This is a genomic window from Haemophilus sp. THUN1692 (genome assembly GCF_059704395.1).
Genome location: NZ_AP046579.1, coordinates 1,535,721 through 1,560,576, shown reverse-complemented (window position 1 = coordinate 1,560,576; position 24,856 = coordinate 1,535,721). Strand labels below are relative to the sequence as shown.

General features: G+C 38.2%; 22 protein-coding genes, 1 rRNA gene and 1 pseudogene. 13 read left to right on the top strand and 11 right to left on the bottom strand.

All coding sequences use genetic code 11. The features are described 5' to 3' along the window. Window positions 1–151: 151 nt before the first annotated feature. The 3 genes from rrf to AC6H0A_RS07885 all read left to right on the top strand — a co-directional run bounded on the left by rrf (window position 152) and on the right by AC6H0A_RS07885 (window position 1,461). Window positions 152–267, top strand: a 5S ribosomal RNA gene (rrf, locus tag AC6H0A_RS07895). A 189-nt stretch (window positions 268–456) separates the two neighbouring features. Continuing rightward, complete coding sequence (gene yihI / locus AC6H0A_RS07890; protein ID WP_005643215.1) at window positions 457–1,017, top strand: Der GTPase-activating protein YihI; 561 nt, start codon at window positions 457–459, stop codon at window positions 1,015–1,017. Window positions 1,018–1,020: 3 nt separating this feature from the next. Beyond that, complete coding sequence (locus AC6H0A_RS07885; RefSeq protein WP_179231041.1) at window positions 1,021–1,461, top strand: DUF2489 domain-containing protein; 441 nt, start codon at window positions 1,021–1,023, stop codon at window positions 1,459–1,461. Between the two features lie 64 nt (window positions 1,462–1,525). Here AC6H0A_RS07885 and AC6H0A_RS07880 read toward each other — a convergent pair whose 3' ends face one another. The 3 genes from AC6H0A_RS07880 to lptM form a co-directional block, all read right to left on the bottom strand. Further along, window positions 1,526–2,152 carry a response regulator gene (locus tag AC6H0A_RS07880; protein ID WP_005643212.1) on the bottom strand — a complete coding sequence of 209 codons (627 nt, stop codon included), beginning with the start codon at window positions 2,150–2,152 and terminating at the stop codon, window positions 1,526–1,528. 196 nt (window positions 2,153–2,348) lie between these two features. Continuing rightward, a complete protein-coding gene (gene lysA, locus AC6H0A_RS07875; RefSeq protein WP_005643210.1) occupies window positions 2,349–3,596 on the bottom strand; it encodes a diaminopimelate decarboxylase in 1,248 nt (415 codons plus the stop codon). Window positions 3,597–3,639: 43 nt separating this feature from the next. Continuing rightward, window positions 3,640–3,756, bottom strand: coding sequence for an LPS translocon maturation chaperone LptM (gene lptM / locus AC6H0A_RS07870; RefSeq protein WP_005643208.1), 117 nt, complete (start codon window positions 3,754–3,756; stop codon window positions 3,640–3,642). A gap of 97 nt (window positions 3,757–3,853) precedes the next feature. On the opposite strand from lptM, the gene cyaY reads away from it, so the two are divergent. The 7 genes and pseudogenes from cyaY to AC6H0A_RS07835 all read left to right on the top strand — a co-directional run. Beyond that, window positions 3,854–4,159 carry an iron donor protein CyaY gene (cyaY, locus tag AC6H0A_RS07865; protein WP_005643206.1) on the top strand — a complete coding sequence of 102 codons (306 nt, stop codon included), beginning with the start codon at window positions 3,854–3,856 and terminating at the stop codon, window positions 4,157–4,159. Window position 4,160: 1 nt separating this feature from the next. Then, a complete protein-coding gene (recQ, locus tag AC6H0A_RS07860; RefSeq protein ID WP_044233271.1) occupies window positions 4,161–6,020 on the top strand; it encodes a DNA helicase RecQ in 1,860 nt (619 codons plus the stop codon). An 84-nt stretch (window positions 6,021–6,104) separates the two neighbouring features. Continuing rightward, window positions 6,105–7,820 (top strand): proline--tRNA ligase, encoded by a 1,716-nt coding sequence (gene proS / locus AC6H0A_RS07855; RefSeq protein ID WP_005643202.1) that lies wholly within the window; start codon window positions 6,105–6,107, stop codon window positions 7,818–7,820. A gap of 178 nt (window positions 7,821–7,998) precedes the next feature. Continuing rightward, window positions 7,999–8,463: an IS200/IS605 family transposase gene (gene tnpA / locus AC6H0A_RS07850; RefSeq protein ID WP_005639541.1), complete on the top strand. Its 465-nt coding sequence runs from the start codon at window positions 7,999–8,001 to the stop codon at window positions 8,461–8,463. Window positions 8,464–8,595: 132 nt separating this feature from the next. Then, on the top strand, window positions 8,596–8,934 hold the full coding sequence (locus AC6H0A_RS07845; RefSeq protein ID WP_005641002.1) for a hypothetical protein: 339 nt from the start codon (window positions 8,596–8,598) through the stop codon (window positions 8,932–8,934). A 299-nt stretch (window positions 8,935–9,233) separates the two neighbouring features. Continuing rightward, complete coding sequence (locus AC6H0A_RS07840) at window positions 9,234–9,926, top strand: hypothetical protein (RefSeq protein WP_253181212.1); 693 nt, start codon at window positions 9,234–9,236, stop codon at window positions 9,924–9,926. Between the two features lie 318 nt (window positions 9,927–10,244). Then, a pseudogene (locus AC6H0A_RS07835) lies at window positions 10,245–10,387 on the top strand (transposase); the annotation flags it as partial. Between the two features lie 178 nt (window positions 10,388–10,565). On the opposite strand, the gene lptD reads toward AC6H0A_RS07835, so the two are convergent. From lptD to AC6H0A_RS07815, 4 genes are all read right to left on the bottom strand, one after another. Beyond that, the gene (gene lptD, locus AC6H0A_RS07830) at window positions 10,566–12,911 is read right to left on the bottom strand and encodes an LPS assembly protein LptD (RefSeq protein ID WP_005641007.1); all 2,346 of its coding nucleotides are present in this window, start codon (window positions 12,909–12,911) and stop codon (window positions 10,566–10,568) included. A gap of 163 nt (window positions 12,912–13,074) precedes the next feature. Further along, the gene (locus tag AC6H0A_RS07825; RefSeq protein WP_005641009.1) at window positions 13,075–13,545 is read right to left on the bottom strand and encodes a PM0630 family protein; all 471 of its coding nucleotides are present in this window, start codon (window positions 13,543–13,545) and stop codon (window positions 13,075–13,077) included. A gap of 64 nt (window positions 13,546–13,609) precedes the next feature. Then, entirely contained in the window at window positions 13,610–15,019 is a 1,410-nt protein-coding gene (locus AC6H0A_RS07820) for a multicopper oxidase domain-containing protein (RefSeq protein WP_005641011.1), read from the bottom strand. A gap of 1 nt (window position 15,020) precedes the next feature. Continuing rightward, a complete protein-coding gene (locus AC6H0A_RS07815) occupies window positions 15,021–15,743 on the bottom strand; it encodes a 1-acylglycerol-3-phosphate O-acyltransferase (RefSeq protein ID WP_005641013.1) in 723 nt (240 codons plus the stop codon). Window positions 15,744–15,828: 85 nt separating this feature from the next. Here AC6H0A_RS07815 and lpxH point away from each other — a divergent pair, with 85 nt between their 5' ends. Then, a complete protein-coding gene (lpxH, locus tag AC6H0A_RS07810; RefSeq protein ID WP_005641015.1) occupies window positions 15,829–16,542 on the top strand; it encodes a UDP-2,3-diacylglucosamine diphosphatase in 714 nt (237 codons plus the stop codon). Window positions 16,543–16,574: 32 nt separating this feature from the next. Here lpxH and AC6H0A_RS07805 read toward each other — a convergent pair whose 3' ends face one another. The 4 genes from AC6H0A_RS07805 to AC6H0A_RS07790 all read right to left on the bottom strand — a co-directional run bounded on the left by AC6H0A_RS07805 (window position 16,575) and on the right by AC6H0A_RS07790 (window position 21,827). Then, window positions 16,575–17,390: a shikimate 5-dehydrogenase gene (locus AC6H0A_RS07805; protein ID WP_497512613.1), complete on the bottom strand. Its 816-nt coding sequence runs from the start codon at window positions 17,388–17,390 to the stop codon at window positions 16,575–16,577. 9 nt (window positions 17,391–17,399) lie between these two features. Further along, window positions 17,400–18,203, bottom strand: coding sequence for a serine O-acetyltransferase (cysE, locus tag AC6H0A_RS07800; protein ID WP_005641018.1), 804 nt, complete (start codon window positions 18,201–18,203; stop codon window positions 17,400–17,402). An 11-nt stretch (window positions 18,204–18,214) separates the two neighbouring features. Then, window positions 18,215–19,222 carry an NAD(P)H-dependent glycerol-3-phosphate dehydrogenase gene (gene gpsA, locus AC6H0A_RS07795; protein WP_005641020.1) on the bottom strand — a complete coding sequence of 336 codons (1,008 nt, stop codon included), beginning with the start codon at window positions 19,220–19,222 and terminating at the stop codon, window positions 18,215–18,217. Window positions 19,223–19,295: 73 nt separating this feature from the next. Next, window positions 19,296–21,827, bottom strand: coding sequence for a class I adenylate cyclase (locus AC6H0A_RS07790; RefSeq protein WP_005641022.1), 2,532 nt, complete (start codon window positions 21,825–21,827; stop codon window positions 19,296–19,298). Between the two features lie 426 nt (window positions 21,828–22,253). On the opposite strand from AC6H0A_RS07790, the gene AC6H0A_RS07785 reads away from it, so the two are divergent. Next, the gene (locus AC6H0A_RS07785; protein WP_179230790.1) at window positions 22,254–23,501 is read left to right on the top strand and encodes a uroporphyrinogen-III C-methyltransferase; all 1,248 of its coding nucleotides are present in this window, start codon (window positions 22,254–22,256) and stop codon (window positions 23,499–23,501) included. Between the two features lie 9 nt (window positions 23,502–23,510). Next, window positions 23,511–24,797, top strand: coding sequence for a heme biosynthesis protein HemY (locus AC6H0A_RS07780; protein WP_005641025.1), 1,287 nt, complete (start codon window positions 23,511–23,513; stop codon window positions 24,795–24,797). Window positions 24,798–24,856 lie beyond the last annotated feature (59 nt).

The window sequence follows — 24,856 nt, the reverse complement described above, 5'->3', positions numbered from 1 at the left end:
AAAAGAGAAGACTAGACAAACAAATTAAATATAGAAGACGTAATAGAAAGAAAATTGAGTTCAGCTTGTGGCCAATAAGAACGAGTGAAAGGTAGAGTAAGAGCTGAGTAGCGAAAGATAAAAGAGAAAAGACGAGTTATCAAAGGATTATCCTGGCGGCGATAGTGCGGTGGAACCACCTGACACCATACCGAACTCAGAAGTGAAACGCTGTAATGCCGATGGTAGTGTGGGGCTTCCCCATGTGAGAGTAGGACACCGCCAGGTTACCAAATACATAAATAGAATAAAGCAGAGTAGAATAAAAGATAAGAACCCCGTGTCGAAAGATATGGGGTTTTTGTTCTTTTGGAATTTACTCATTATTTCATGAAAAGGATTAAAAAAGTTTATGTTTGTTAGTGAGAAAAATACGCACTAGTGATACAATCCGCAAAATTTTTAGAAGGATACCTTATGGCTCGTAAGAAAAAAACACGTCGAATTACCGATATTATGCCAATTCGAAAAGCAGATAAAAAAATAGATATAACAAAAGCACGTCCAGGTAAAAAGCTTACACGCTATGAATTGGATGCTAAAGCTCGTGAAGATAAGAAAAAACGTAAGCATAAAGGTTTAGCTTCAGGATCTCGTCATCGCGCGGTTGAAGAAAAAGCGAATAAACTTCAAAATGAAATTAAAGATCCAAAAATCGGTAGTAAGAAAAAGGTTCCGTTGGTTGTAGAATTTATTAATAAACCTGAAAAAGGTCAATTAATTCCAGTAATAAAACAGGTGAAAAAACGAGATCCAATGAAAGAGCTTGAAAATCTGGAAAATAACGAAATTCTTAATGAATTATTGGATGCTTTAGATGAAGGTAAAACTATTAGTAAAGCAGATCAACAATTTGTAGATGAATGCTTAGATAGAATTTCTGAATTAATGGAAGAACTTGGCATTGAAGACGAAGATGAAAGTGAAGATGATTTATACCGAACTTTCGAGCGTATCGATATTAACCAATTTAGATAAGTTATGATTTGGCTATTTATTGTAGTTGTATTTTTCTTGGTGATTGGATTGAGTTTATATGCAATATATTTATTAAAACAGTTAAAAATCCAAAAGGAATTGATTACTAAAGCCAAGCATGAGCGCACTATACGATTAAAAGAAAGCATTGATGTTATTGCTCGAGCAATGCAATCTGGAGAATGTAATACTTCAGAGGGAGTGATCCGTCTTACAATGCTATTAATGCCTTTTGGTAAGAGTTTATCTACTTATCCTGCGATGGTCAATTTATATGAAGTTGTGCGTGATATGCCTACACATGATGCTCGTAAATTACTTGATAAAAGAGAAAGAATGCGTCTAGATTTAGATCGAGAAAGTGCAGAAATACAATTTGAACAAGATATTAAAAAAGAATTGTATATATTATTAGAAGATATTAAATCTATTGAATTAATGTAAATAGTGTGACTGTAAAGAAAAATGCGCTAAGTTTATCCTAGCGCATTTTTTTATGATTATTTTTTTAACGATTTTGTTCAAAAAATAATACCGTTGCGGCAACGCGAGAATGTACATTTAATTTGCGCAATAAATTACGGATATGTACTTTCACGGTTTCTTCTGAAATAAACAGTTGTGCTGCAATTTGTTTATTTGATAGACCTGTCGCAATTTGACGAAGTACGCCCATTTCACGATCTGTTAGGCTGTCTAATGGATTTTCTTCATGAGTGCGTTCTAACAATAAATTTTTAATAGAATCACTCAGAATAACTTCACCTTGTGCAATGCGCTTTATTTGGTCTAGCAACGTACCTGGTTCTGTATCTTTTAGCAAGTAACCATCTGCACCTGCATCAATCAGAGTATAAATATCATTTTTTGCATCAGACACTGTTAAAATTAAGATTCGTGCATCAACGCCTTCTGCGCGTAATCCTTTGAGCGTATCTAACCCAGAAAGTCCTTTCATGTTGAGATCTAAAATAATCACATCAGGTGATGTTTGTAATGCTACGGAAATCCCTTCCGTGCCGCTGCCTACGTCAGCCACCACTTCAAAGTTATCGTCTAATTCTACAAGTTGTTTAATGCCACGACGCATTAACGGATGGTCGTCAATCAATAAAACCTTTAGTTTTTCTTGCATAATTTCCCCTTTAGTGGCAAAAGCCCACTTTAAAAAACATAGTATTCTATAAAGAATTCAATTCTATGCCAATCTAGAATAGAAAAAAATTTGATTTATCTCACAAACTTACTGTTTGAGGTAGGCTGATTTATGGACAGAAAAAGAGCAGTAGAAAAATAGATAATTTTTTACCGCTCTTTTAAGATAAGAAAGATTAAATGGTCGACTCTAATGCCCAAAGTTCCTTTAAGGTTTCTCGACGACGAATTAAATAGGATTGATCGCCATCTACTAAAACTTCTGCAGTACGGGGTCTTGAGTTATAGTTTGATGACATGCTTGCTCCATAAGCGCCTGCTGAGCATTGAGCTATATAATCACCTTCAGCAATAGAAAGTTCTCGTTGTTTGCCTAAGAAATCAGAGGTTTCGCAGACAGGCCCCACAACATCATAAATGGCTTTTTCTCTTGCTAAAGTGCGGTCAATTTCTACGATGTTCATATAAGCCTCATACAATGCAGGGCGGATCATATCGTTCATTCCTGTGTCGGTAATCGCGAAATTATGACTTTCATTATTTTTTAGGTATTGTACTTTTGCTACTAAAATTCCCGCATTTGCAGAAATTGCTCTGCCTGGTTCAAGAATAATTTCAAGTTCAGGATAATCTTTTAGTTTTTCTAATAATGCATTTGCGTAATCGCTTGGATGCGGAGGCGTTTCGTCTGTATAAGTCACGCCTAAACCACCGCCCAGATCGAGATGTTTTAATGTAATTCCATCCTCTTTTAATTGTTCCATTAGGACAATTAAGCGATCTGTGGTATCTAAAAATGGTTGTAATTCAGTGAGCTGTGAGCCTATGTGGCAATCCATCCCTGTTATTTTTATGTTTGGCAGCGTTGAGGCTAATTTATATACCTCTCGAGCTTCATTTACGCTTACACCAAATTTATTTTCTTTTAATCCTGTTGAGATATAAGGGTGTGTATGCGCATCAACATCTGGATTCACTCGTAAAGATATTGGCGCTATTTTCCCCATCTTGCCTGCGAGCTGGTTAATGTGTTTGAGTTCAGAAACTGATTCTACATTAAAACAACGAATCTCGACTTCTAATGCGCGCATAATTTCTTCTCGGGATTTAGCTACGCCCGAAAAAACTACTTTTGATGCATCGCCACCCGCTGCAAGTACACGCTCAAGTTCGCCTTGTGAGACAATATCGAAACCTGAACCTAGTTTTGCCATGATATTTAATACGCCGATATTCGAGCAAGATTTTACGGCAAAGCAAATTAAGTGAGGGCGCTTACCGAAGGCTGAGTCAAAAGCATGCCAATGGCGTTCAAGTGTCGCTCGAGAATATACATAAAGAGGTGTACCGAATTGTTCAGCAAGTTGTTGAACCGGAATATCTTCAGCATAAAGCTTATTATTTTTATATTGGAAGAAATTCATGTTGTGTTCCTGTTTTTTTGGGGGATTGTAATTGGATAATCGCTTATTTGGTTTGTTGTGCTTGTTCTTTTTCTGGGAAATATAAAGGACCTTTTACGCCGCATCCTGTTGCCACAATGCAAACTGCACTAAGCACTAAAATTGATAGTAGTTTTTTCATTTTTCTCTCTCTTACTTATTGGTAAATCCGCCTTTCACAAGCTTAAGAAAGGCTTTATAATTTGCCGCATTCTATCAGATTTAAACAGGAACATTTTATGAATATTGCAGAATTTCACCAAAATATTGAACAAGTTTGGCAAAAAATTGAAGAAGAATTAGAAGAGCAAGGTGCGGATGTAGATTGTGAAACGCAAGGTTCAGTATTTACAATCACCTTTGATAATCGCACACAAATAGTGATTAACAAGCAAGAGCCATTACTTGAGCTTTGGATTGCGAGTAAATTAGGCGGTTTTCATTTTGCTTTTAAAAATGGCGACTGGGTTTCTAATGACGGAAAACGTTTTTGGGATTGTTTAGTCGAAGCTTGTGCTGCACATGGCGAGAACGTTCAGTTCTAAGATGCTTGATTCTCATTTATCACCAAAAATAATAGAAAAACCGACCGCACTTTCTGTTTTGAAATCGGTTTTCGGTTATCAATCTTTCCGTAAAGGGCAGGAAGAAGTTATCAATGCCGCGTTAAACGGACAAGATGCTTTGGTGGTAATGGCAACGGGGAATGGCAAATCACTTTGTTACCAAGTTCCCGCACTTTGTTTTGAGGGTTTAACTTTAGTGATTTCTCCGCTGATTTCCTTGATGAAAGATCAAGTGGATCAGCTTCAAGCTAATGGAATTGAGGCGGATTTTCTTAATTCTAGTCAGACTTTAGAACAGCAGCAACGAGTACAAAATAAGCTTATTTCTGGGCAACTTAAACTGCTTTATGTGTCGCCAGAAAAAGTGATGACGAACAGTTTCTTTCAACTTATTTCTTATAGTAAAGTCAGCTTTATTGCAATTGATGAAGCACACTGCATTTCTCAATGGGGGCATGATTTTCGCCCTGAGTATACCCAGCTTGGCGGTTTAAAAGCTAGTTTCCCTCACGCGCCAATTATGGCGCTCACCGCAACAGCCGATCATGCGACCCGCCAAGATATTTTGACTCACCTCAATCTAGAAAATCCACATAGATATATCGGTAGTTTTGATCGACCAAACATTCGTTATACCTTGGAAGAAAAATATAAACCAATGGAGCAACTGACGCGTTTTGTGTTAGCTCAAAAGGGCAAGAGTGGGATTATTTATTGCAACAGCAGAAATAAGGTTGAGAGAATTGCGGAAAGTTTACGCAATAAAGGCGTCTCTGCTGCTGCTTACCACGCTGGAATGGAAACGGCACTTCGTGAGCGTGTGCAACAGGATTTTCAGCGTGATAATGTTCAAGTGGTAGTCGCAACCATTGCTTTTGGAATGGGGATTAATAAATCCAATGTGCGGTTTATTGCCCATTTTGATTTACCTCGCAGCATTGAATCTTACTATCAGGAAACAGGGCGAGCTGGACGTGATGATTTACCAGCTGAGGCCGTTTTGTTTTATGAGCCGGCGGATTATGCTTGGTTACAAAAAATTCTTTTAGAAAAACCAGAAACATCACAGCGTCAGATTGAGCAGCATAAATTAGAAGCTATTGGTGAATTTGCAGAAAGCCAGACTTGTCGCCGTTTAGTTCTTCTCAATTATTTTGGTGAGCATCGACAAACACCATGTAATAACTGTGATATTTGCCTTGATCCTCCTAAAAAATATGATGGATTAGTCGATGCGCAAAAAGTAATGTCTACTATTTATCGAGTGGGGCAATGTTTCGGTGCACATTATGTGATTGCGGTGTTGCGTGGCATGCACAATCAGAAAATTATTGAACGCCAACATGATAAACTTTCAGTGTATGGTATCGGAAAAGATAAAAGCAAAGAGCATTGGCAGTCTGTTATTCGTCAGCTTATTCATTTGGGTTTTGTGAAACAGGTTATTAGTGAATTAAATCCAACGTTGCAACTTACAGAAAGTGCGAAAGCGATTCTGAAAGGTGAAGAACCATTAGAACTGGCAATGCCTCGTATTTCTGCAATCAGTAAGATTGCCCATAATCCACAACGCCAAAGTGTTGCAAATTACGATAAGGATTTATTTGCACGCTTGCGTTTCTTACGCAAACAAATTGCCGATAAAGAAAATATTCCGCCGTACATTGTCTTTAATGATGCGACGTTGCAAGAAATGGCACAATATATGCCAACAAGCAATATTGAAATGTTGCAAATTAATGGCGTGGGCTCAATCAAATTAGAGCGGTTTGGTCAGCCTTTTATGGCATTGATTCAGGAACATAAAGCAATTTTGGCGAAAGCGCAAAATAATGAGTAAGTATCGAAAGTGCGGTTAAAAATCACCGTACTTTTTGTTATACTTGCGCCAATTTTTTCAGTTCTTAGAATCTAAGGTTAAACAATGCGTACAAGTCAATATTTATTCTCCACCCTTAAAGAAACGCCAAATGATGCTCAGGTCGTGAGCCACCAATTAATGTTGCGTGCAGGTATGATTCGCCCAATGGCATCAGGTTTATATAACTGGTTGCCGACGGGGATTCGCGTATTGAAAAAAGTAGAAAAGATTATTCGCGAAGAGATGAACAAGGGGGGGGCAATTGAGGTATTAATGCCTGTTGTGCAACCTGCGGAATTATGGGAAGAGTCTGGCCGTTGGGATCAATATGGCCCTGAGCTCCTTCGTTTTGAAGACCGCGGAAACCGTAACTTTGTACTTGGGCCAACTCATGAAGAAGTAATCACCGATTTAGTGCGTCGTGAAGTTTCTTCATATAAACAGCTTCCACTGAACTTATATCAAATTCAAACGAAATTCCGTGATGAAGTGCGTCCTCGTTTTGGCGTGATGCGTTCGCGTGAATTTATTATGAAAGATGCGTACTCATTTCACACGACACAAGAAAGTTTGCAAGAAACCTATGATGTGATGTATCAAGTGTACAGTAACATTTTTAACCGTTTAGGCTTAGATTTCCGTGCGGTACAAGCGGACACTGGGTCTATTGGAGGTTCTGCTTCTCATGAGTTCCAAGTGTTAGCTTCAAGTGGTGAAGATGACGTGGTGTTTTCGACAGAATCGGATTTTGCCGCGAATATTGAGCTTGCTGAAGCGGTAGCTATCGGTGAGCGTCAAGCACCAACTGCAGAAATGACATTGGTTGATACGCCAAATGCGAAAACTATTAATGAACTTGTAGAACAATTTAATCAACCAATCACTAAAACTGTGAAAACGTTGATTGTAAAAAGTGCTGATGAAAATCAACCGCTTGTTGCTTTAATTATTCGGGGCGACCACGAATTAAACGAGATCAAAGCACAAAAACATCCATTAGTGGCAGATCCGCTTGAGTTTGCTGACGAAGCAGAAATCAAAGCAAAAATTGGTGCGGGCGTGGGTTCATTAGGTCCTGTGAATTTAAATATTCCAGTGATTATTGACCGCACTGTGGCGTTAATGTCTGATTTTAGTTGTGGCGCGAATATCGATGGAAAACATTATTTCAATGTGAACTGGGAACGCGATGTAGCAATGCCTGAAGTATTTGATTTACGTAATGTAGTGGAAGGTGATCCAAGTCCAGATGGTAAAGGCACGCTTCAAATTAAACGTGGTATTGAAGTGGGACATATTTTCCAACTGGGTAAAAAATACTCTGAAGCAATGAAAGCGACTGTTCAAGGCGAAGATGGTAAACCACTTGTAATGACAATGGGCTGCTACGGCATCGGCGTAACTCGTGTGGTAGCTTCAGCGATTGAACAGCATCATGATGATCGCGGTATTATTTGGCCTTCAGATGAAATTGCTCCATTCACTGTGGCGATTGTGCCAATGAACATGCACAAATCTGAAGCCGTGCAAAAATACGCTGAAGAACTTTACCGCACTTTACAATCACAAGGTGTAGATGTGATTTTTGATGATCGTAAAGAGCGCCCAGGTGTGATGTTTGCAGACATGGAACTTATTGGTGTACCGCATATGGTTGTAATCGGTGAGAAAAACCTAGAGAACGGTGAAATTGAATATAAGAACCGCCGCACTGGTGAAAAACAGATGATTGCGAAAGAGCAGTTGTTAGCGTTTTTGAAAGAAAATGTGAAGGCGTAATATATTTAACGGCTAGGCTTTGCCTAGTCGTTTTTTTATTATAGCCAGCCAAAAGTCTGGCTATAAAAACCATACGCTATGCGTATGGAGCCAAATAGCTTAAGCGATGAACAGAAAAAATCCTCGCTATATAATGAACAAAGCTGACAACCAAAATTCAACATATAGGAGGATTATCATGGTAAGTAAAACCAGTGACGATTCAAGTCTATCACACACAAAATGGAACTGTAAGTATCACATTGTATTTATCCCGAAGTATAGAAGAAAAGCAATTTATGGAAAGTTAAGAGCAGATATAGGTCAAATATTGAGGCAGTTATGTGACTATAAAAATGTGGAGATAATAGAAGCGCATGCAATGCCAGACCATATCCATATGCTCTTAAAAATCCCAGCTAAAATATCAGTATCAGGTTTTATGGGCTATCTGAAGGGGAAGTCAGCGCTGATGATTTTTGAAAGACACGCGAACTTAAAATATAGATATGGAAATAGGCATTTCTGGGCGAAAGGATTTTTTGTAAGCACAGTAGGGTTAAATACAAAAGTGGTAGAGGATTATATAAGAAACCAAGAAAAAGAAGATATGGTTCAAGATAATTTATCAACGAAAGAACATGTTGACCCCTTTAAGGGGTAATCAAGGAAATAATTAGACGCGGTTGTCAGTTCTCACAAGCCCCTTGAGGGGCTTGTGAAGTATAGGCTCTTATAGGGGAGCCTAAAAACCGCACGTTTTACGTGCGGATTGTTATTCAAAGAAGGGAGATATATGAAAAATAGATGGAAAACACTGATACTTGCAATACTGCTTACAGGATGTGCAACAAAAGAAATCATCAATCCTCAAGAATATGACGCAACAAAACATGCCCGTATCCGAATCTTTAATATAGGAAAGGATGGCGAAATCAATGTAAAAATCATGGATTGTGAAAAAGATAAGAAAGGAATACATCTTCGTCCTACCGGATGGTTTAACGGCGGTGGGCAACATCGAATAGGTATGACTCAAACCGAGGACTCAGATATCGCCCAGAAGGAAAATTATACGTTTAGAGAATACGTCATTCCTACGGATAAAATAATCAATCTCACCCCATCGCATTAAATCAGTAAAGCTGTTTGCCGCGTTGCGGGAAAGCCTTGCCAGACCGAAACAACACAATTATGTCAGTACGGTCCAATTGCGGGCTATGATACTATTCGAAAATTTCTGATAAAAACCATTACGTTGGATACCACCGATGGAGGAGAACGCCGAGATGATCGTGCATCATTTATCCCTAAAGCTGGGCATCAATATGAAATTAAGCCAATGGGGTGCTCAGTTGTTTTGAAAGATATTACTGAGGAAAACATCACAAACGTTTCACTTTCCCCATACTACAAATGTCCCACAAAATAACAATGAAAAAACTTTATCTTATTTTAATTTGCTTGCTCACGAGTTGCGTTATCCATATTAACAAGCCCATAAAAACCACAGAAAAAATTTATGCCTTTATGATTGAAAAAAATAAAATTTATCTGATAGGAGAGCAGTCGGACTATCTTTTACAAAATCAAGATGTTGAAGCAATGCAACATTTCTTGACTAGCCCTTATGCAAAACAAACACTCTTTTTTACAATGAAATTAGATAGCCTTGATAATGAGGTCACTGGCGAATACACCGTTTATTTAGACGAAAGCAAATATAGTAAAGAGGAAAAAGAGCAGTTGCAAAAGCAATATTGGTTTAATCCTATTAGCTATATTCATTCGGATTTCTTATCAGCAGTAAAACTTAGAAATCCGAACTGGACAGCTAATCAACCAGCATTAAAACGGCAATACCGAGCATTTGGAAAGCGAATTCGCTTTAATAATAGAGATGAAATAATCAGTAAATTTTCAATGCCTGAACCAATCGAAATTTCTTTAGTGCGAAGAACATCACATAAAGAAGTTATAGCCGATGATATCGCTTTAGAACTGACAACTATAACGTTATTTACGCCTGTTTATGTAGCTTATACAACATTAACTACTGCATTTGTTGCACCCATTGCAGTAACACAAGGTATTATTTATATTTTAAATAAACAATCTAAGAAGTAACCTACAAAAAAACGACCAATCGACCAGTTTTCTTTTTAATTTTGCAATTATGCAAACACTACTTCAACGTCAATTAGGAAGGTAATGTGGCAATGTCAGTAATGTTCGACTTACTCAACATAGAGGGGCATTTTTGAAAAAGAGTGTGAAGGAGTAATATTTCTTTGAATGTAAAAACAATGGATAGGTAACCCCTAGCCATTGTTCAGAGCGCTGAAAATCTCTAGACATAGCCCTAAATGTTTGATCGAATAGGCATATCGAAAAAAAGGAAATGCCTATACTTAAAAATCCTCTCCTCCGCAATATGAACTCGAGATGATAAGTCTTGATAGCCAGTTCCCCAAGATCACTTTGTTCGCAAGGTCGCGTATCTTCATTGTCGAGATAACGGTCGTCCAGCAGTTGACCTTGTTCGATTATTTAAAATTATGCTGTTAGGCTATTTCTTCGGTATTAAAATCCACAAAACTGACGGCTTGAGTGGCTATTTAAAGTGAAATATAAGAGAAATAGATAAAACGGCAAGAAATAAACCCACCTTGGGCATATGCTCTTAAAGGTGGGTTTGTCAGTGGTCTGAGAGCTGCTAAAAATAGCCGCTCTTTTTGTTGATTTAACGTTTATATTGAACCATGTTTAATCCAAACTAAATACTCGAATATAAGGTAGCTTTCCTTTTTCTAACATCTCTTGAATACCGCTTTGATGGTCATTGGTGCCTAAACCTCTTAATTTTAAGGTTACGCCAATGCTATTATCGTAAACGACCTCATTATGCTTTTGATTTTGGTGGCTTGTGACATAGCGGCTAGCACCGACACCAACCGCCCAACAACAGCTGTTATATTGGACGCCAATATATTGTTCTACAGGTTTTTGTAACGCGAGATCTTGATAGTAGCGTCCTACTACAGCCCAATTATTTGCAATTTCCCAGCCTATAACTAAGCCCACTTGTTGGATATCTTGTTGATATGCGTTAGCCGATTTACCCAAGTTTTGGTCAATATATTCTTGGTTCGCATATCGATAATTTAACTGAATTAAATTATTTTTTTCAGGATTATATTCTAGTGATGTATTTGCTAATGATGTTGAATTGGTATGAGTATCAAATTGATAGCTACCACGCCAATGCCATTTATCACTCATTTTCCAATTAGATTCTAAGGCCCAAGCTGATGATGAAGTTGGTGTTTTATTTGCTGGGTTTTCATCAATACGAGAATTACTTAAGTAATAAATTTGACCTGCAGATAAATTAAAGCGTTCTTCGCCACCAATATCATAAAAACGCGTTGTGCCACCCAAGGTAACTTGATTTGCCGATGAAATTCGGTCTAAACCACTATAACGGCGATCACGGAATAGCGAATAGTAATCTTGCTGTACTAAGGCTGAATCGTAACCAAATCCTAAATATTCATTATTAAGTTTTGAACCAATATTGCTTTGATTTCGGTAAGGACGATATAAATACTGCACGTGTGGTTCGAAAGTTTGTGTATAGTCTTTTAAGAACGTTGTATCGCGTGCTAATACGCTTTGTAAATCAACTTTAAATTGTGGAATAAGTCGATTTACCGTTTTTTGCACGTCCTCTGTATTTTTTCCTGAACCTTTTTTCTGATCGTAGCGAGTAGCATAAAGTTTAGTTTCAATATTCAAACTGCCGTATTTATTTGACATTAAAGAATTTAGGCTAGGCTCTGCATGGAAACGCCATGCAGTTGGCATTAATTCACTGTCATTATCAAAACGAACAGCTTGTGAATGCAATTTGAAATTTAACCATCCATTAGCCAAATCATGTTTGTAATAATTGAAATCTAATTGTGGCATTGCACGATAAGGGCCGATGTCCACCTCATCGAAAATCTGGAACTGTCGTGCAGAAAGAGAAAAATTATAATTTGGTTGATAATAAGCTATGCGAGCATATTGGTTTGCGTAGCCGTCAGTACTGCGACCATAAACAGACTCAAAATCGCTGAAATAACGTTTATCGCTTACTCGGGTATAATCAATATTTAAGCGCCAATTTTGCAAAAAGCTAGAATTGTGATTCCAATAGAACAAATGACGTTTTCGATTATCACTAGAATATTCAGAGTAACGATCGTTACCTAAATATTCTCCTGCCACTTTACCTTCGCCAATAGGGGTTAAATAGCGAAATTCGCCATTTGCTTGCCAACCACGGCGAGACATATATTTTGGGGTAAAAGTAAGATCGTAATTAGGTACGATATTCCAATAAATTGGTTGTGCATACCAAAGACCATCTCGGCTAGATGTTCCCGCACTTGGAATCAATAATCCAGAACGACGACGATCTCCAATGGGTAATTGTAAGTAAGGGGTATAAAAGACGGGAACGCCATGCACTTTGAAACGAGCATGCCACATTTCAGCATATTCTTCTTTCACGTATTGACGAATTTCTGACGCATCTACAGCCCAAGCATTATCACCTTGCAAACATGAAGTAAAGGTGGCGTTTTTCATGACGCGATAATTATTACTTAATGTTATATCATCGGCCTTACCACGACCTTGACGACCGACAAATTCATATTCTGAATTTGTTAAATTACCATCGTGACTATCTAAATTAAACTCCGCATCTTTACCTAACATATTGATCTGATTATCTTTATAATCAAATCCATCGTGGACATAAGCCATGCGTAAAGGTGTTAATTGGTTTCCTGATTGTTTGACCTGCACAGATTGTGCTAACAAATGACGATTGCCTTGTTTCAAATCCACATTACCTTGATAGGTCGCGTCATTTGGCTGATTAATTTCTGCATTATCCGCTTCAATATATACAGGCAGAGAATTCACATCACCCGTCACGACTTCACCGCTAAATTTTGGCACGCCCATTAAACATTGTTCATGCAAATCTGCCAAACTTTGTTGGCTATAAAGTGCGGTCAAAATAGCAAGTGAAATTAAAGTGTGTTTTTTATTCATCGTCTTATTTTAATTTGTCAGAAAATTGGTCAGATTATACTGGAAAAAGGGCAAGGCTAGTAATATTTTTCAATAAACTGTTGATCGGATGTATCTAAGGTTTTCTATAATTTTTCTTACATAAAATTAAAAAACTCAGCAAAAGCTGAGTTTTTATTTTTTATTATTTTACAACGTTAAAGGTCAAAGGATCGTAGACGATATCTCCAAGTTGAACTTGAATTGAGTATTGACCGACAGGATCTTTCTCATCAAAACGCCAGCAATTTACAACAAATTTACCCTGATTTAATGGTTCTCTAGTCATTGCAATTGTGTGCGTTTTTCCATCTTTAGATGTTTTAACAGAGCCAAGATTTTTCGGGATAGAAAAAGTCATTTTCTTAGGAGATTTAAAAATTTCGATTATGGAAATTTGTTTATTAAACTCACCATTTGCTGTCCAACACAGTTGTTGTTTTGGTATAGAGCGAGAAATCTCTTTTTTACCTAAATCCATAGGAACTTGACCTGACATATCATATACTGAAAGAGAAAGTATAGGTTGAGATTCTTGTGGTGTATCAGAAGTAGCAAATACAACAGATGACGCAGCACATATAGAAAGTGCGGCTAATGTTAATGATTTTTTCATTACGATTTCCTCTTTAAATAAAGTATGAATGATTAAAATTCATGGTGTTTTGGGATAGTTAACGCTATTGTACCATCAGTACGCCAATGCATCCCATATCTTCTAGCATTAAATTCGATACCCCAAATAAGAATGGGTAGTTGCCAGAAGATACTTGATCAAATTTCACTAAAATTTGAGTTTTGTTTTTTACCCAAACTGTATCTTTCCAAGCTAATTCTTCAGCTTGGAATTGATGTTCTCCTTGGCTTTCCACCACAAATTTGGCACCTTGAATAGTAAATCCTACAGGTAAACTTGCATTTAAAATCCAGCGTTCAATTGTTCCTTTTCGGGCTATTACATCAACTTTGCGTGGGTCAAAACGTCTTTGGTTAATTAAACTGTTTGTGACATCAATATTAAATTCTCGAGTTTGTGCAACGGCTTGTTGTAACATTGCTGGTGCATCCGTTTCGAAAGTGAGATTCGGTTGTTTATTAAATGCTGACATTTCTCCCTTGGCACGCAATTCAAGGACGGTGTTATCAGCGAGTTCATCGCTTGAGATCAACATATTTTTCATTTTGTCGTACAAGCCACGTTTACTTCCGCTAATGAGAGATACGTTGTCAATTTCATTCATATTAACGAGTATTTCTGCACGTTCTCCTGGCGAGAGAGCCAAAGATTTGACCGATTTAACTTTTGGTAAGAAACCTAAATCTTGTGCAATAAGCAGCATTTCTTGATCATTATCCAAGCGTAAATCATAAGCACGCGCTAATGAGGCATTGAGCAAACGTAAACGAATCCAACCCCGTGCAACATCTAAATATGGTGCTTCAATACCATTTACTAATAAGCGATTGCCTACAAAGTGCGGTTGATTTTGTTTGAATAATTGGAGACCATCATTGTTAAATTCCATATCTTGTAAAATCAATGGAATGTCATCTACGCCGTATTTATTGGGAAGATTCGCTTTTAGGCTTTGGTCATCTTCAATTAACCACATTCCAGCTAAGCCACGATAGGTTTGATAGGCTGAGTTGGCTAATGTCGCGGAACGATACCAACAGCTTGCTGCAGGTTGTTCAATAGGCACGATGGGTGCCCAAGACTCGCCTTTTTTTAGTATTCTAGCCGCCCCACCAAACAGTTCACCCGATGCTTGTAAGCCCTGAATAGACAAGGCAACGGATTGTGGCAAATTGTTATGATAATTAAGTTTGGCAAAGCTACCTGATTTGATTTTAATGGTTGGGCCAAGATAATTACCGTTGAATCCCCATACTGTCACATTGTGTGAGCCATCTAGGGGATAATTCATTTCCTGCATTGTTAATACAATCGGGCGACCGCGACGAACTTCAATGAGTGGCGGCACAACTAATTTTTCACGGTTTGCAGCTAACAATGGTGCGGGCACTGTGGAAAGTGCGGTAGAAATCGCAGCTGTTTTTAATAATTGACGGCGGGAAAGGCGTGGCATTTTAGTTTCCTTTTGCTATCTCTTCATCAAGTTCGGCAATGCGTTTTTCCATTAGATCGTGACAATAAGCCGCAAGATCTCGAACGTTGTCTTTGGTATAGCCTGAAACATCAATTGGATCCATTATTTTGCAAATCACTTTGCCATTATCCCAGCGATTTAAATTAATTTTATTATGCGTGGTTGAGCAAACCACAGGAATAATCGGTACACCTGCTGAAATCGCTGCATGGAATGCACCAGTTTTAAAGGGTAATAAACCGCGACCACGACTGCGAGTGCCTTCCGGAAACATCCAAATAGATAAATTATCTTCATTAATTCGTCGTGCGAGCTGCGACATCGTACTGTGTGCTTTTGTGCGGTTTTCTCTATCCAAGAAAATATTGCCCGTTACCCAATACAGAATGCCGAAAAAGGGTATCCAAATTAAACTTTTTTTACCCACACTTACTGTGCGAGGTTGCACCATATAAGAGATCGTCACCATATCATAATTATTTTGGTGATTACCGATATAAATCGCGCGGCCAATCTGCTCTTGATTTTGAGGAATACGATGTTCTACTTTTAAGCCAAAAAGTGGATATAAACGTCCAAACCAACGTGCAACAATGCCTACGTTGCTTGGATTTTTAAAGCGGATAAAAGAATAAATCGTACCCAGTACACAAATTAGAATACAGCAGATTAATACGAGGAAAATTCGAAGTAATTTTAACATGAGGATGTCCTATACAAAATTTCGTTAAAGTATAGCAAATTCAATATCAATATGTGCTAATCTAAACAAAAATCGTGGAATTTTTATGAAACATAGCTATTTTATTTCTGATTTGCATCTAAGTGAAAATCGGCCTGAATTGACAGCACTTTTTGTCGATTTTATGCAGAATCTTGCCCCGCAGGCTGAACGACTTTACATTTTAGGTGATCTTTTTGATTTTTGGATTGGTGATGATGAGCAATCCGCATTGATTCAACAAGTTAAAGATTTAATTAAGTTTGTAAGTAATCAAGGTGTGCAATGTTATTTTCAGCATGGCAACCGTGATTTCTTGATTGGTAAACGTTTTGCGAAAGATACAGGTGTTCAGCTTTTGCCTGATTATCAACTGATCACACTTTATGATAAAAAAATCTTACTTTGTCATGGCGATACGCTTTGCATTGATGATGAGGCTTACCAACAATTTCGCCGTAGAGTGCATCAAAAATGGCTGCAGCGTTTGTTTTTGTGCTTGCCATTAAAAGTGCGGGTGAAAATTGCGGAGAAAATTCGGGCAAAGAGTAATCAAGATAAACAAGCCAAATCACAGGAAATCATGGATGTGAATCAAGCCTTTACGACGGAAAAAGTACAAGAGTTTGGTGTGAATTTATTAATTCACGGACACACTCACCGTGAGGCGATTCATCAACAAGAAGGATTTACCCGAATTGTATTAGGGGATTGGCGAAAAAATTACGCGTCAATTTTAAAAATGGATGAAAGCGGAGAATTTGGTTTTATTAAAGATTAGAAGTGCGGTGAAAAATCACCGCACTTTTGATGTTAAGAGTTGGCTCGAGCAAAAGCCGCAGCTTCTTCTATTAATTCATCGCTTGGGCGTTGATGTGTATAAAGTTCAAATTGTTCTACTGCCTGAAGTACAATCACTTTTGCGCCAGAAATGGTTTGTTTTCCTTGTGCTTGAGCATAACGAATAAAGGGCGTTTCAGCAGGAATAGCTACTACATCAAACGCGACACTAGCATTATCAATGAGTGCTTTTGAAAAGGGTAAATCCATTTCTTCCTTGCCCCCTTTCATGCCGATTGGCGTAACATTGACTAAAATGTCAGCCTGTTGGTTTTCTGAAGAATCAATGTATTCATAGCCATAAAGTGCGGCTAGATATTGACCTGTTTTTACGTTGCGTGCGTAAATTTTTAACTTCTCAAAACCTGAATTTTTAAAGGCAGCAACGACGGCTTTTGTCATACCACCACTGCCATAAACAATGACTTTAGCATTTTTATTTAAGTGATATTTTTCAATTAATTTTACAATAGCAATGTAATCAGTGTTATATGCACGCAAAAAGCCATTATCGTTCACGATGGTGTTTACGGATTCAATAGCTTGTGCTGACGGATGAATTTCATCTAAAAATGGCATACAAGCTTCTTTGAATGGCATTGAAACCGCACAACCACGGATGCCTAATGCGCGCACGCCTTTGATAGCGTGTTCAATATCCTGCGTGGTGAAGGCTTTATAAATGAAATTTAATCCTAGTTTGTTGTACAAATAATTGTGAAAGGTGGTACCGAAATTGCCTGGACGACCTGATAACGACATGCAGAGTTGGGTATCTTTATTAATCATTTTATTTCCTTAAATATTCAAATTCATGCCATCATCAATGCCGATAAAATATTGATTCATATCAAAAGCAGGTTTTGCCGCTTTATCTTGACTCACAATGCGAGCAGGTACACCCGCTGCTGTGGCATATTCTGGTACGGGGTGAAGCACAACAGAATTTGCTCCAATTTTGGCATATTTACCCACTTCAATATTACCGAGAATTTTTGCTCCCGCCCCAATCATAACACCCTCGCGTACTTTTGGATGGCGATCGCCTGATTCTTTTCCCGTACCGCCAAGCGTTACGCCTTGCAAAATTGAGACATCATTTTCAATTACAGATGTTTCCCCTACAACAATACCTGTTGCATGGTCGAACATGATACCGTGGCCAATTTTCGCAGCTGGATGAATATCGACATCGAAAGCCACGGAAATTTGATTTTGTAAATAAAGGGCAAGGGATTTACGATTTTGATTCCATAAATAATGAGTGATTCGATAACTTTGAATCGCATGGAAACCTTTCAAATAAAGCAATGGAGTGGACCATAACTCCACAGCGGGATCGCGGTGGCGGACAGCTTGAATATCGCAAGCAGCACAATCAATGATCGAAGGATTGGCTTGATAGGCTTCTTCAATAATTTCACGGAGAGAAATAGCTGGCATAATAAGATTGGCTAATTTGTTAGCCAATAAATAACTTAGAGCTCCGCCCAGATTTTGATGTTTTAAAATCGTAGAATGAAAAAAACTCGCAAGCATAGGTTCGTTTTCGGCAAGTTCTTTGGCTTCCTGGCGAATATGTTGCCACACATCTAATGTCATAATTTTTCCTTTTATTCGCCTTTACATTCTCGCCCCAAAAGGCTGATTGCTACATCTTGTGCACTTTTGCCACAAAACAGCATTTGATAAATTTGTTCTGTAATCGGCATTTCCACACCTTGTCTTTGTGCAAGCAAATAGGCTTCTTTTGTATTATAAAAACCTTCCACGACTTGCCCGATATTTTCCATAGCCGTTTTGGCATCTAATCCTTCACCTAGCATTAATCCAAAACATCGATTGCGCGATTGATTATCGGTGCAAGTTAGCACTAAATCGCCTAATCCAGACATTCCCATAAACGTATTGGGATTTGCTCCGAGAAAGGTACCTAATCGGCTGATTTCTGCAATGCCACGCGTAATCAGTGCGGTGCGAGCATTTGCGCCAAATCCCATACCATCTGAAATACCTGCGCCAATTGCGATCACATTTTTAATTGCACCACCAAGTTGAACGCCAATCATATCCGAATTTATATAGACTCGAAAATGTTTACTACAATGAATACGAGACTGAAATTCCTGCGCGAATTGATCGTTATTGGAAGCGAGCGTGATAGCTGTTGGTAAACCTTGTGCTAATTCTTTTGCAAAAGTTGGACCCGAAAGTACAGCTAGTGGATATTGTGTTCCGAGTTGTTCTTCAACTACGGTTTGTAGTAAACGCCCCGTGTTACGTTCCAGACCTTTTGTTGCCCAAATTAATCGGTGATGAGCTTTTAAGTGCGGTTTGATTTTTATAAGAATTTTACCGAAAGCATGGCTTGGCACCACGATTAAAATATCTTGAGAATATTCCATTGCTTGTGCAAGATTGCTTTCTAAATGAAGTTCCTCAGGAAAGATGACATCTGGTAAAAAACGATAATTTTGTCGTTCTATCTGCATTTGGGCGATATGGGCGGGATTGTGCCCCCATAAATAAGTGGGAGAACCATTGCGAGAAAAGGTAATTGCCAGCGCAGTTCCATAAGATCCCGCACCTAGCACAGTGATTGGTGTTTGCGAAGTTGTCATATCCACAATTTATCTAGTGAAAGAGGAAATAAGTATAGATATCTTTCGGTGACCTATCAACCACAGGAAAATATTACTTATTCACTGGGCGGAATTTAAACGGCACAATGGATATGCCATTTTTTCCATTTTGTAGTTGATAAAATTGAGGATAGTTAAAATTACGTTGAACGATATTGTAAGGATTTTTATCGCCTTCCAGTTTAGCACTTTGATAAAGTTGATTAATTTCCCGCACTTTTTCATCTTTTTCACCATCGCAGTGGCGATAGATTTCGAGACGATTAGATTCATCTAAAATGTAAACATTGAAGCTGTGATCGGAATTATCTTCAAAAAAGAATTGTAGGAATCCTTCACTTGCGAAGGCATCCATTTCTGGTGGATAGCGACGACTTTCTTGGTTTGTCTCTCCATCTTCAATTGGCGTTTGTAAAACTTCGTCAAAATCCACCGCACTTTCAGCTTCATTACAGACCGATTCATTTCCGATTTCTTGTAAGCTAATCCCGCGATCTTCAAAAAATAATTGCCAGTTTTTACCCGCCACGCGTAAGCGTGATGTTTGGCAAGGTTGTTGAATATCGCCTACTTGGATGCTAACGCATCGATTGACTAATCCCATCACTAATTGGCGTAAATCTTGGCGGTAACGTTCACTATAACAATAGACTTGGATGGAATCTGGGCGATTAACGCCACGATAAATTTTGTTAGAAAGCACTTTTAGCGCAAGCAAAATGGCATTTTGCCCTTCAAAATGGAGCGTTCGGATTTCGTTCCACACATTGCGATAAGTAAAATCGATGCTACCCACAAGGCTTTGTTCAAGCGCTCCAAAACTAAATAAATCTCGTGATGAAATGCCAGTTAATACTTCTTCTACTTTGGATGTTGGATCGGTGGTGAGATTTATGGCAATAAATAAGCTACGAATTTCGCATTGATTCAATAAATCGCTATTTTTAGGTTGCTTGGCGATGGTGCTTGGAAAAGATTGACCCAAGTTAGTGACAAAGCGTTGTAATGTACTTAGAGTCACATTCTTGCTAAAAATGGCAAGCCCCGTTTTTTCCGTTAGCAGATGATTAAAATATGCCCAAGAGACTAATTTATTTAGGCTTTCCCCGTATTCAATGACTCGTTCTTTGGAGAACATAATATGGTGCGTTGGTTGATTGATAAGGTACCAGCCATCTTTAAAATGTTTATTGCCGCGGACTTCCACAAAAGTCAGGTGTGCTTCTGATAAATTGTGAGATATCTGTGTGTTGAGTAAGGACACTTTGCCGGGAAGTTCTTCAAAAGCAGTATAAAGTTTGCGAGAAAGAATATTGATATCTTGTGGCACGACGCTCGAGTGAATGTGATGCTTTCGCGCAAATTCCACTAAATTGCGATAGCTCAACATTAAAAACTTCACCACGTTATCATGGCTTTCTTTGACTGCTTTAATTTTCCAAAATGGACGTTTATTGAGGTGTTTCACCGTTTCAGCAGACCATCCCCATTCATGAGCAAGGATTTCCATGTAACGAACACGCCAATTATTAGCTTGGTAAAGTGCAAGATCTTCCGTTGCTTTCACATAGAAACAACGGCGCACAAAATCCAAACGCTTAAATTCAGAAAGTGCGGTTAAATATTGGGTTACTTTTGCAAGGATGGCAATGTAAGGATCAAAATGGTGATCAGGATTGGTATTGCCTGTAAGTAGATCTCGCTTAAAAGTGCGGGCAATTAAGCAAGTGTTTGGGTATTCCTTGGAATAGGCTTCCAACAACAAAATTTTGAGCACAGATTTATAAGGCGAATCAATCCCTTTATAAAGATGCCATAAGCTGGCACCAAAATATTCGTTTGCAGAAAATTGTCCTAAACCGCCAAAATCGACCCAATCATTTGGATCAATTTCCCCTTCCGTAATTAAACGAGTGACCTCTTTTTCATAGTCTTTTTCATTTTCTACCCATAAATGTAACCAAAGTAGAGGTTTACCTGCTAAGCGTACGGCGGAGCGATAGAACTCATCAAGCAATAACATATATTGCGCAGAACCACTATTTTCAATAGTCAGTGGGTCAGCGTAATGTTCGTTGCGAAAACGTTGTTGATCCATCAAATAAAAATTAATTTCCACATTAAATTGCATTGCCCATTCACTAATCCGTTTAGTTTTTTGGATAAGAAGAGCGTGTTCATCAGGAGTTAAGCCGTCTCGGACACAAATCCAAGTGTCGAGATCTGAAGAAGCGGTTTGACTTATTGAGCCAAAGCTACCCATTAAATAAATGCCTAGAATTGGTGGTAAAACCTCGTGAAAATTTACCGCACTTTTGAGTGTTGAAAACTTATGATCGGCATAGTGAATACCGTATTCATTGGTAAGCCATTTTTTTTGATAATCAGATGCGAGGAAACTTGCAATGCCAGAGGGGGTGTGAATAACATAGCCTGGAAGTTGCGGATGGTTTAGGTGTAAAAGTAAAGGAACAACCGCTAAAACGTGTTGAAATACATCGCCAGAACCTTGTAATGCACGCTCAAAACGGCGTTGATCCAAGGCATTAACCCATTGTTTTGCTTGTGCTAGATTGTATTCCACGCGGTGTCCCTACCAGAACAACAAAAATTGGCGAACAATTTACCACTTAGAGAGTATAAATGCAAAAAATTGTGACACAAATCACAGTTTTTGAAGCATCAGAGACTTTAAATTATCAGAAAGCAAAATTTTAATTCAATTTCTCATATCTGAGGTGTTTCTTATATCAACAATCAAAATGACTTTTTAACCTAAGAGTGATAGGATAACCTTCAATTTCATTGCGTAAATTACTTAATTTCACTAATGTAAGGATTTACATTTCTTTACAGTTGGTGGAAGAACCGCTCCGTATTTTTCTTGTCAAAGCGAACGCATTACAGATTTTAAAAATAAGCCTAAGGGAAAAATATTGTGATTTTCCTAAAGGGCAATAATTTGAATTTATTGAATACCTTACTCAATCTGACTTATTAAGGAATTGATATGGCAAAAGATCAATCTAACGATATCACTGAACAAGTCGGTGATACGCCGGAAACGGTGGTTGAAAAAACTGAAACGATGCAGCCAGTTACACAGACTATTGTGAAAAAAACGGGCACAGCATTGAGTTTATTGGCAATTCTCATTGCGCTAGGTGTCGGTGGGTCTGGTTATTATTTTGGTCAGCAACAAGTAGCTGAAATTCAGCAAAAATTAACCGCACTTGAAAGCCAAAGTGGTGTAGCTGTTTCTGCCCTTGTGTCTGATAATAGTGGACAGGTTACACGATTAGAACAAGGCTTAAAAACCGCACAAGATAAAGTCGAGCAACTTGAGCAATTAGTTGCAGGCAAAACAAGCGAAATTGCTACGTTACAAGCTCAAGTAAAACAAGTTAGTCAACTGGCTGGTGCGCAACAACCGAGTGACTGGTTATTTTCCGAAGCAGATTTCTTGTTAAATAACGCCTTGCGTAAACTTGTTTTAGATAACGATGTTGATACAGCTATTTCTTTATTAAAATTGGCTGATGAAACACTCGTTAAGGTAAACAATTCACAAGCGAATACAATTCGTACTGCAATCAACCAAGATTTAAAACAACTTCTTTCACTTTCAAGTGTAGACCAAAATGCAGTAATGCAAAAACTTTCACAGCTTGCCAATACTGTGGATGAGTTACAAGCGCTGAATGTGAATTTTGATGAAGCCCCAGAAAAGAGCGGTAAATTATCTGATGATATTGCAGATTGGCAGCAAAATGTGGAAAAGAGCGCAACTTCTTTCCTCAATCATTTTATTCGTATTTCGCCAAAACAAAGTGCGGATAAAAAAGAATTGCTTGCTCCAAACCAAGATATTTATCTGCGTGAGAACATTCGTTTACGTTTACAACTTGCTATTATGGCCGTGCCACGCCAGCAAGATGAACTTTATAAACAATCTTTAGATGCAGTTGCCTCTTGGGTTCGTAGCTATTTTGATACGAATGCAGAAGTGACGCAAAATTTCTTAAAATCAGTGGATGAGCTGGCTGATTCCTCTATTTATGTCGATGTGCCAGAGCAATTACAAAGTTTGACCTTGCTTGATAAATATCTTAATCGTGCGCCGTTAGATGTTCAAAAGGTGGAAATTGAAGCGGATAAAGTCATTGAAACCATGCCTAAAGCTGAAGGTGCGGCAACAGAACAATCAGCACCAGAAAAACAAGAATCTCAACCGGCAAAAGCTGAGCCACAAAAATAAGGATAGCCTATGTTTAGAGTGCTTTTTTTAATGCTAGCATTGCTTGCTGGGTTGATTGCAGGGCCTTATCTTTCTGGTCAGCAAGGCTATGTTCGTATTGAAACAACAAATAATATCGTTGAAATGTCGATTACGACATTAGTGATTTTCTTCGTAATTGCTTTAGCGATTATTTATGGTTTGGAATGGATCGTAACGCGTTTTTTACGTTTAAGCCGCGGTTCTTATAATTGGTTTTCTAGCCGTAAACGTGTGAGAGCGCAGAAACAAACCCTTGAAGGTTTGATGAAGATGAATGAAGGAGATTACGCCAAAGCAGAAAAATTGATTGGTAAGAATGCCAAACATTCTGCTGAGCCTGTGTTAAACCTCATCAAAGCAGCTGAAGCAGCACAACAACGAGGTGATGAATTTAGCGCAAATCGCTATTTGATTGAAGCCACTGAATTAGCTGGTTCAGATAATTTGCTGGTGGAAATTGCCCGCACGCGTATTTTATTGCAACAAAACAAATTGCCCGCAGCGCGCAGCTCTGTGGATAGCTTGCTAGAAATGGCTGACCGCAATAAAGAAGTGTTAAAACTGGCGGTAGAAATTTATCTTCGTTCTAAAGCTTATCAAGCCCTCGATAAGATTCTAGATGGGGTTGAAAATAGCGGTTTATTCAGTGCTGAAGAGTTCAAAGATCTTCGTTCTCAAACAGAAAATGGTTTGCTCGATGAGAAAATGAATGAAGAAGGCGTAGATGGTTTACTTGAATGGTGGGATGCTCAGTCTCGTAGTCGTCGTAATAATATTGATCTCAAAGTTGGTTTAATTCAGCGTTTAATTGATTGTAATGATCATGAGTCAGCATCAGAATTTACTGTTGAAGTATTGAAGAAAATTGGTGATAACACTAGCATTAGCAAAGAACTTTGTACTCAAATTACACGTTTACAACCAGAAGATAATAGTAAACTTCTCAAGCTAATCGAAAAACGTGCAAAACGTGCAGATGAGACACAAAAATGCTGTATCAATCGTGCTTTGGGTTATTTATATGTTCGTAACAATGAATTTGCTAAAGCAGCAGACGTATTCAAAAACGTGATAGCTTGCCCTGAACAGTTAGAGCCAAATGATTCGATGATGGCATCTTATGTATTTGAACAAGCGGGTGATAAAGCATTAGCTGAGCAAGTTCGCCAAGAGAATTTGAAATCAGTGATGGCAATTCAAGATGTCGTCTCAGAAAGTGCGGAAGAAAAAATAGAAGAAAATTCAACCGCACTTTTAGAAAGCAAATCTGAGTAACTCAACTTAAAAGACAAAACGCACTTCAAATTGAAGTGCGTTTTTTGTTGCTTTGAATA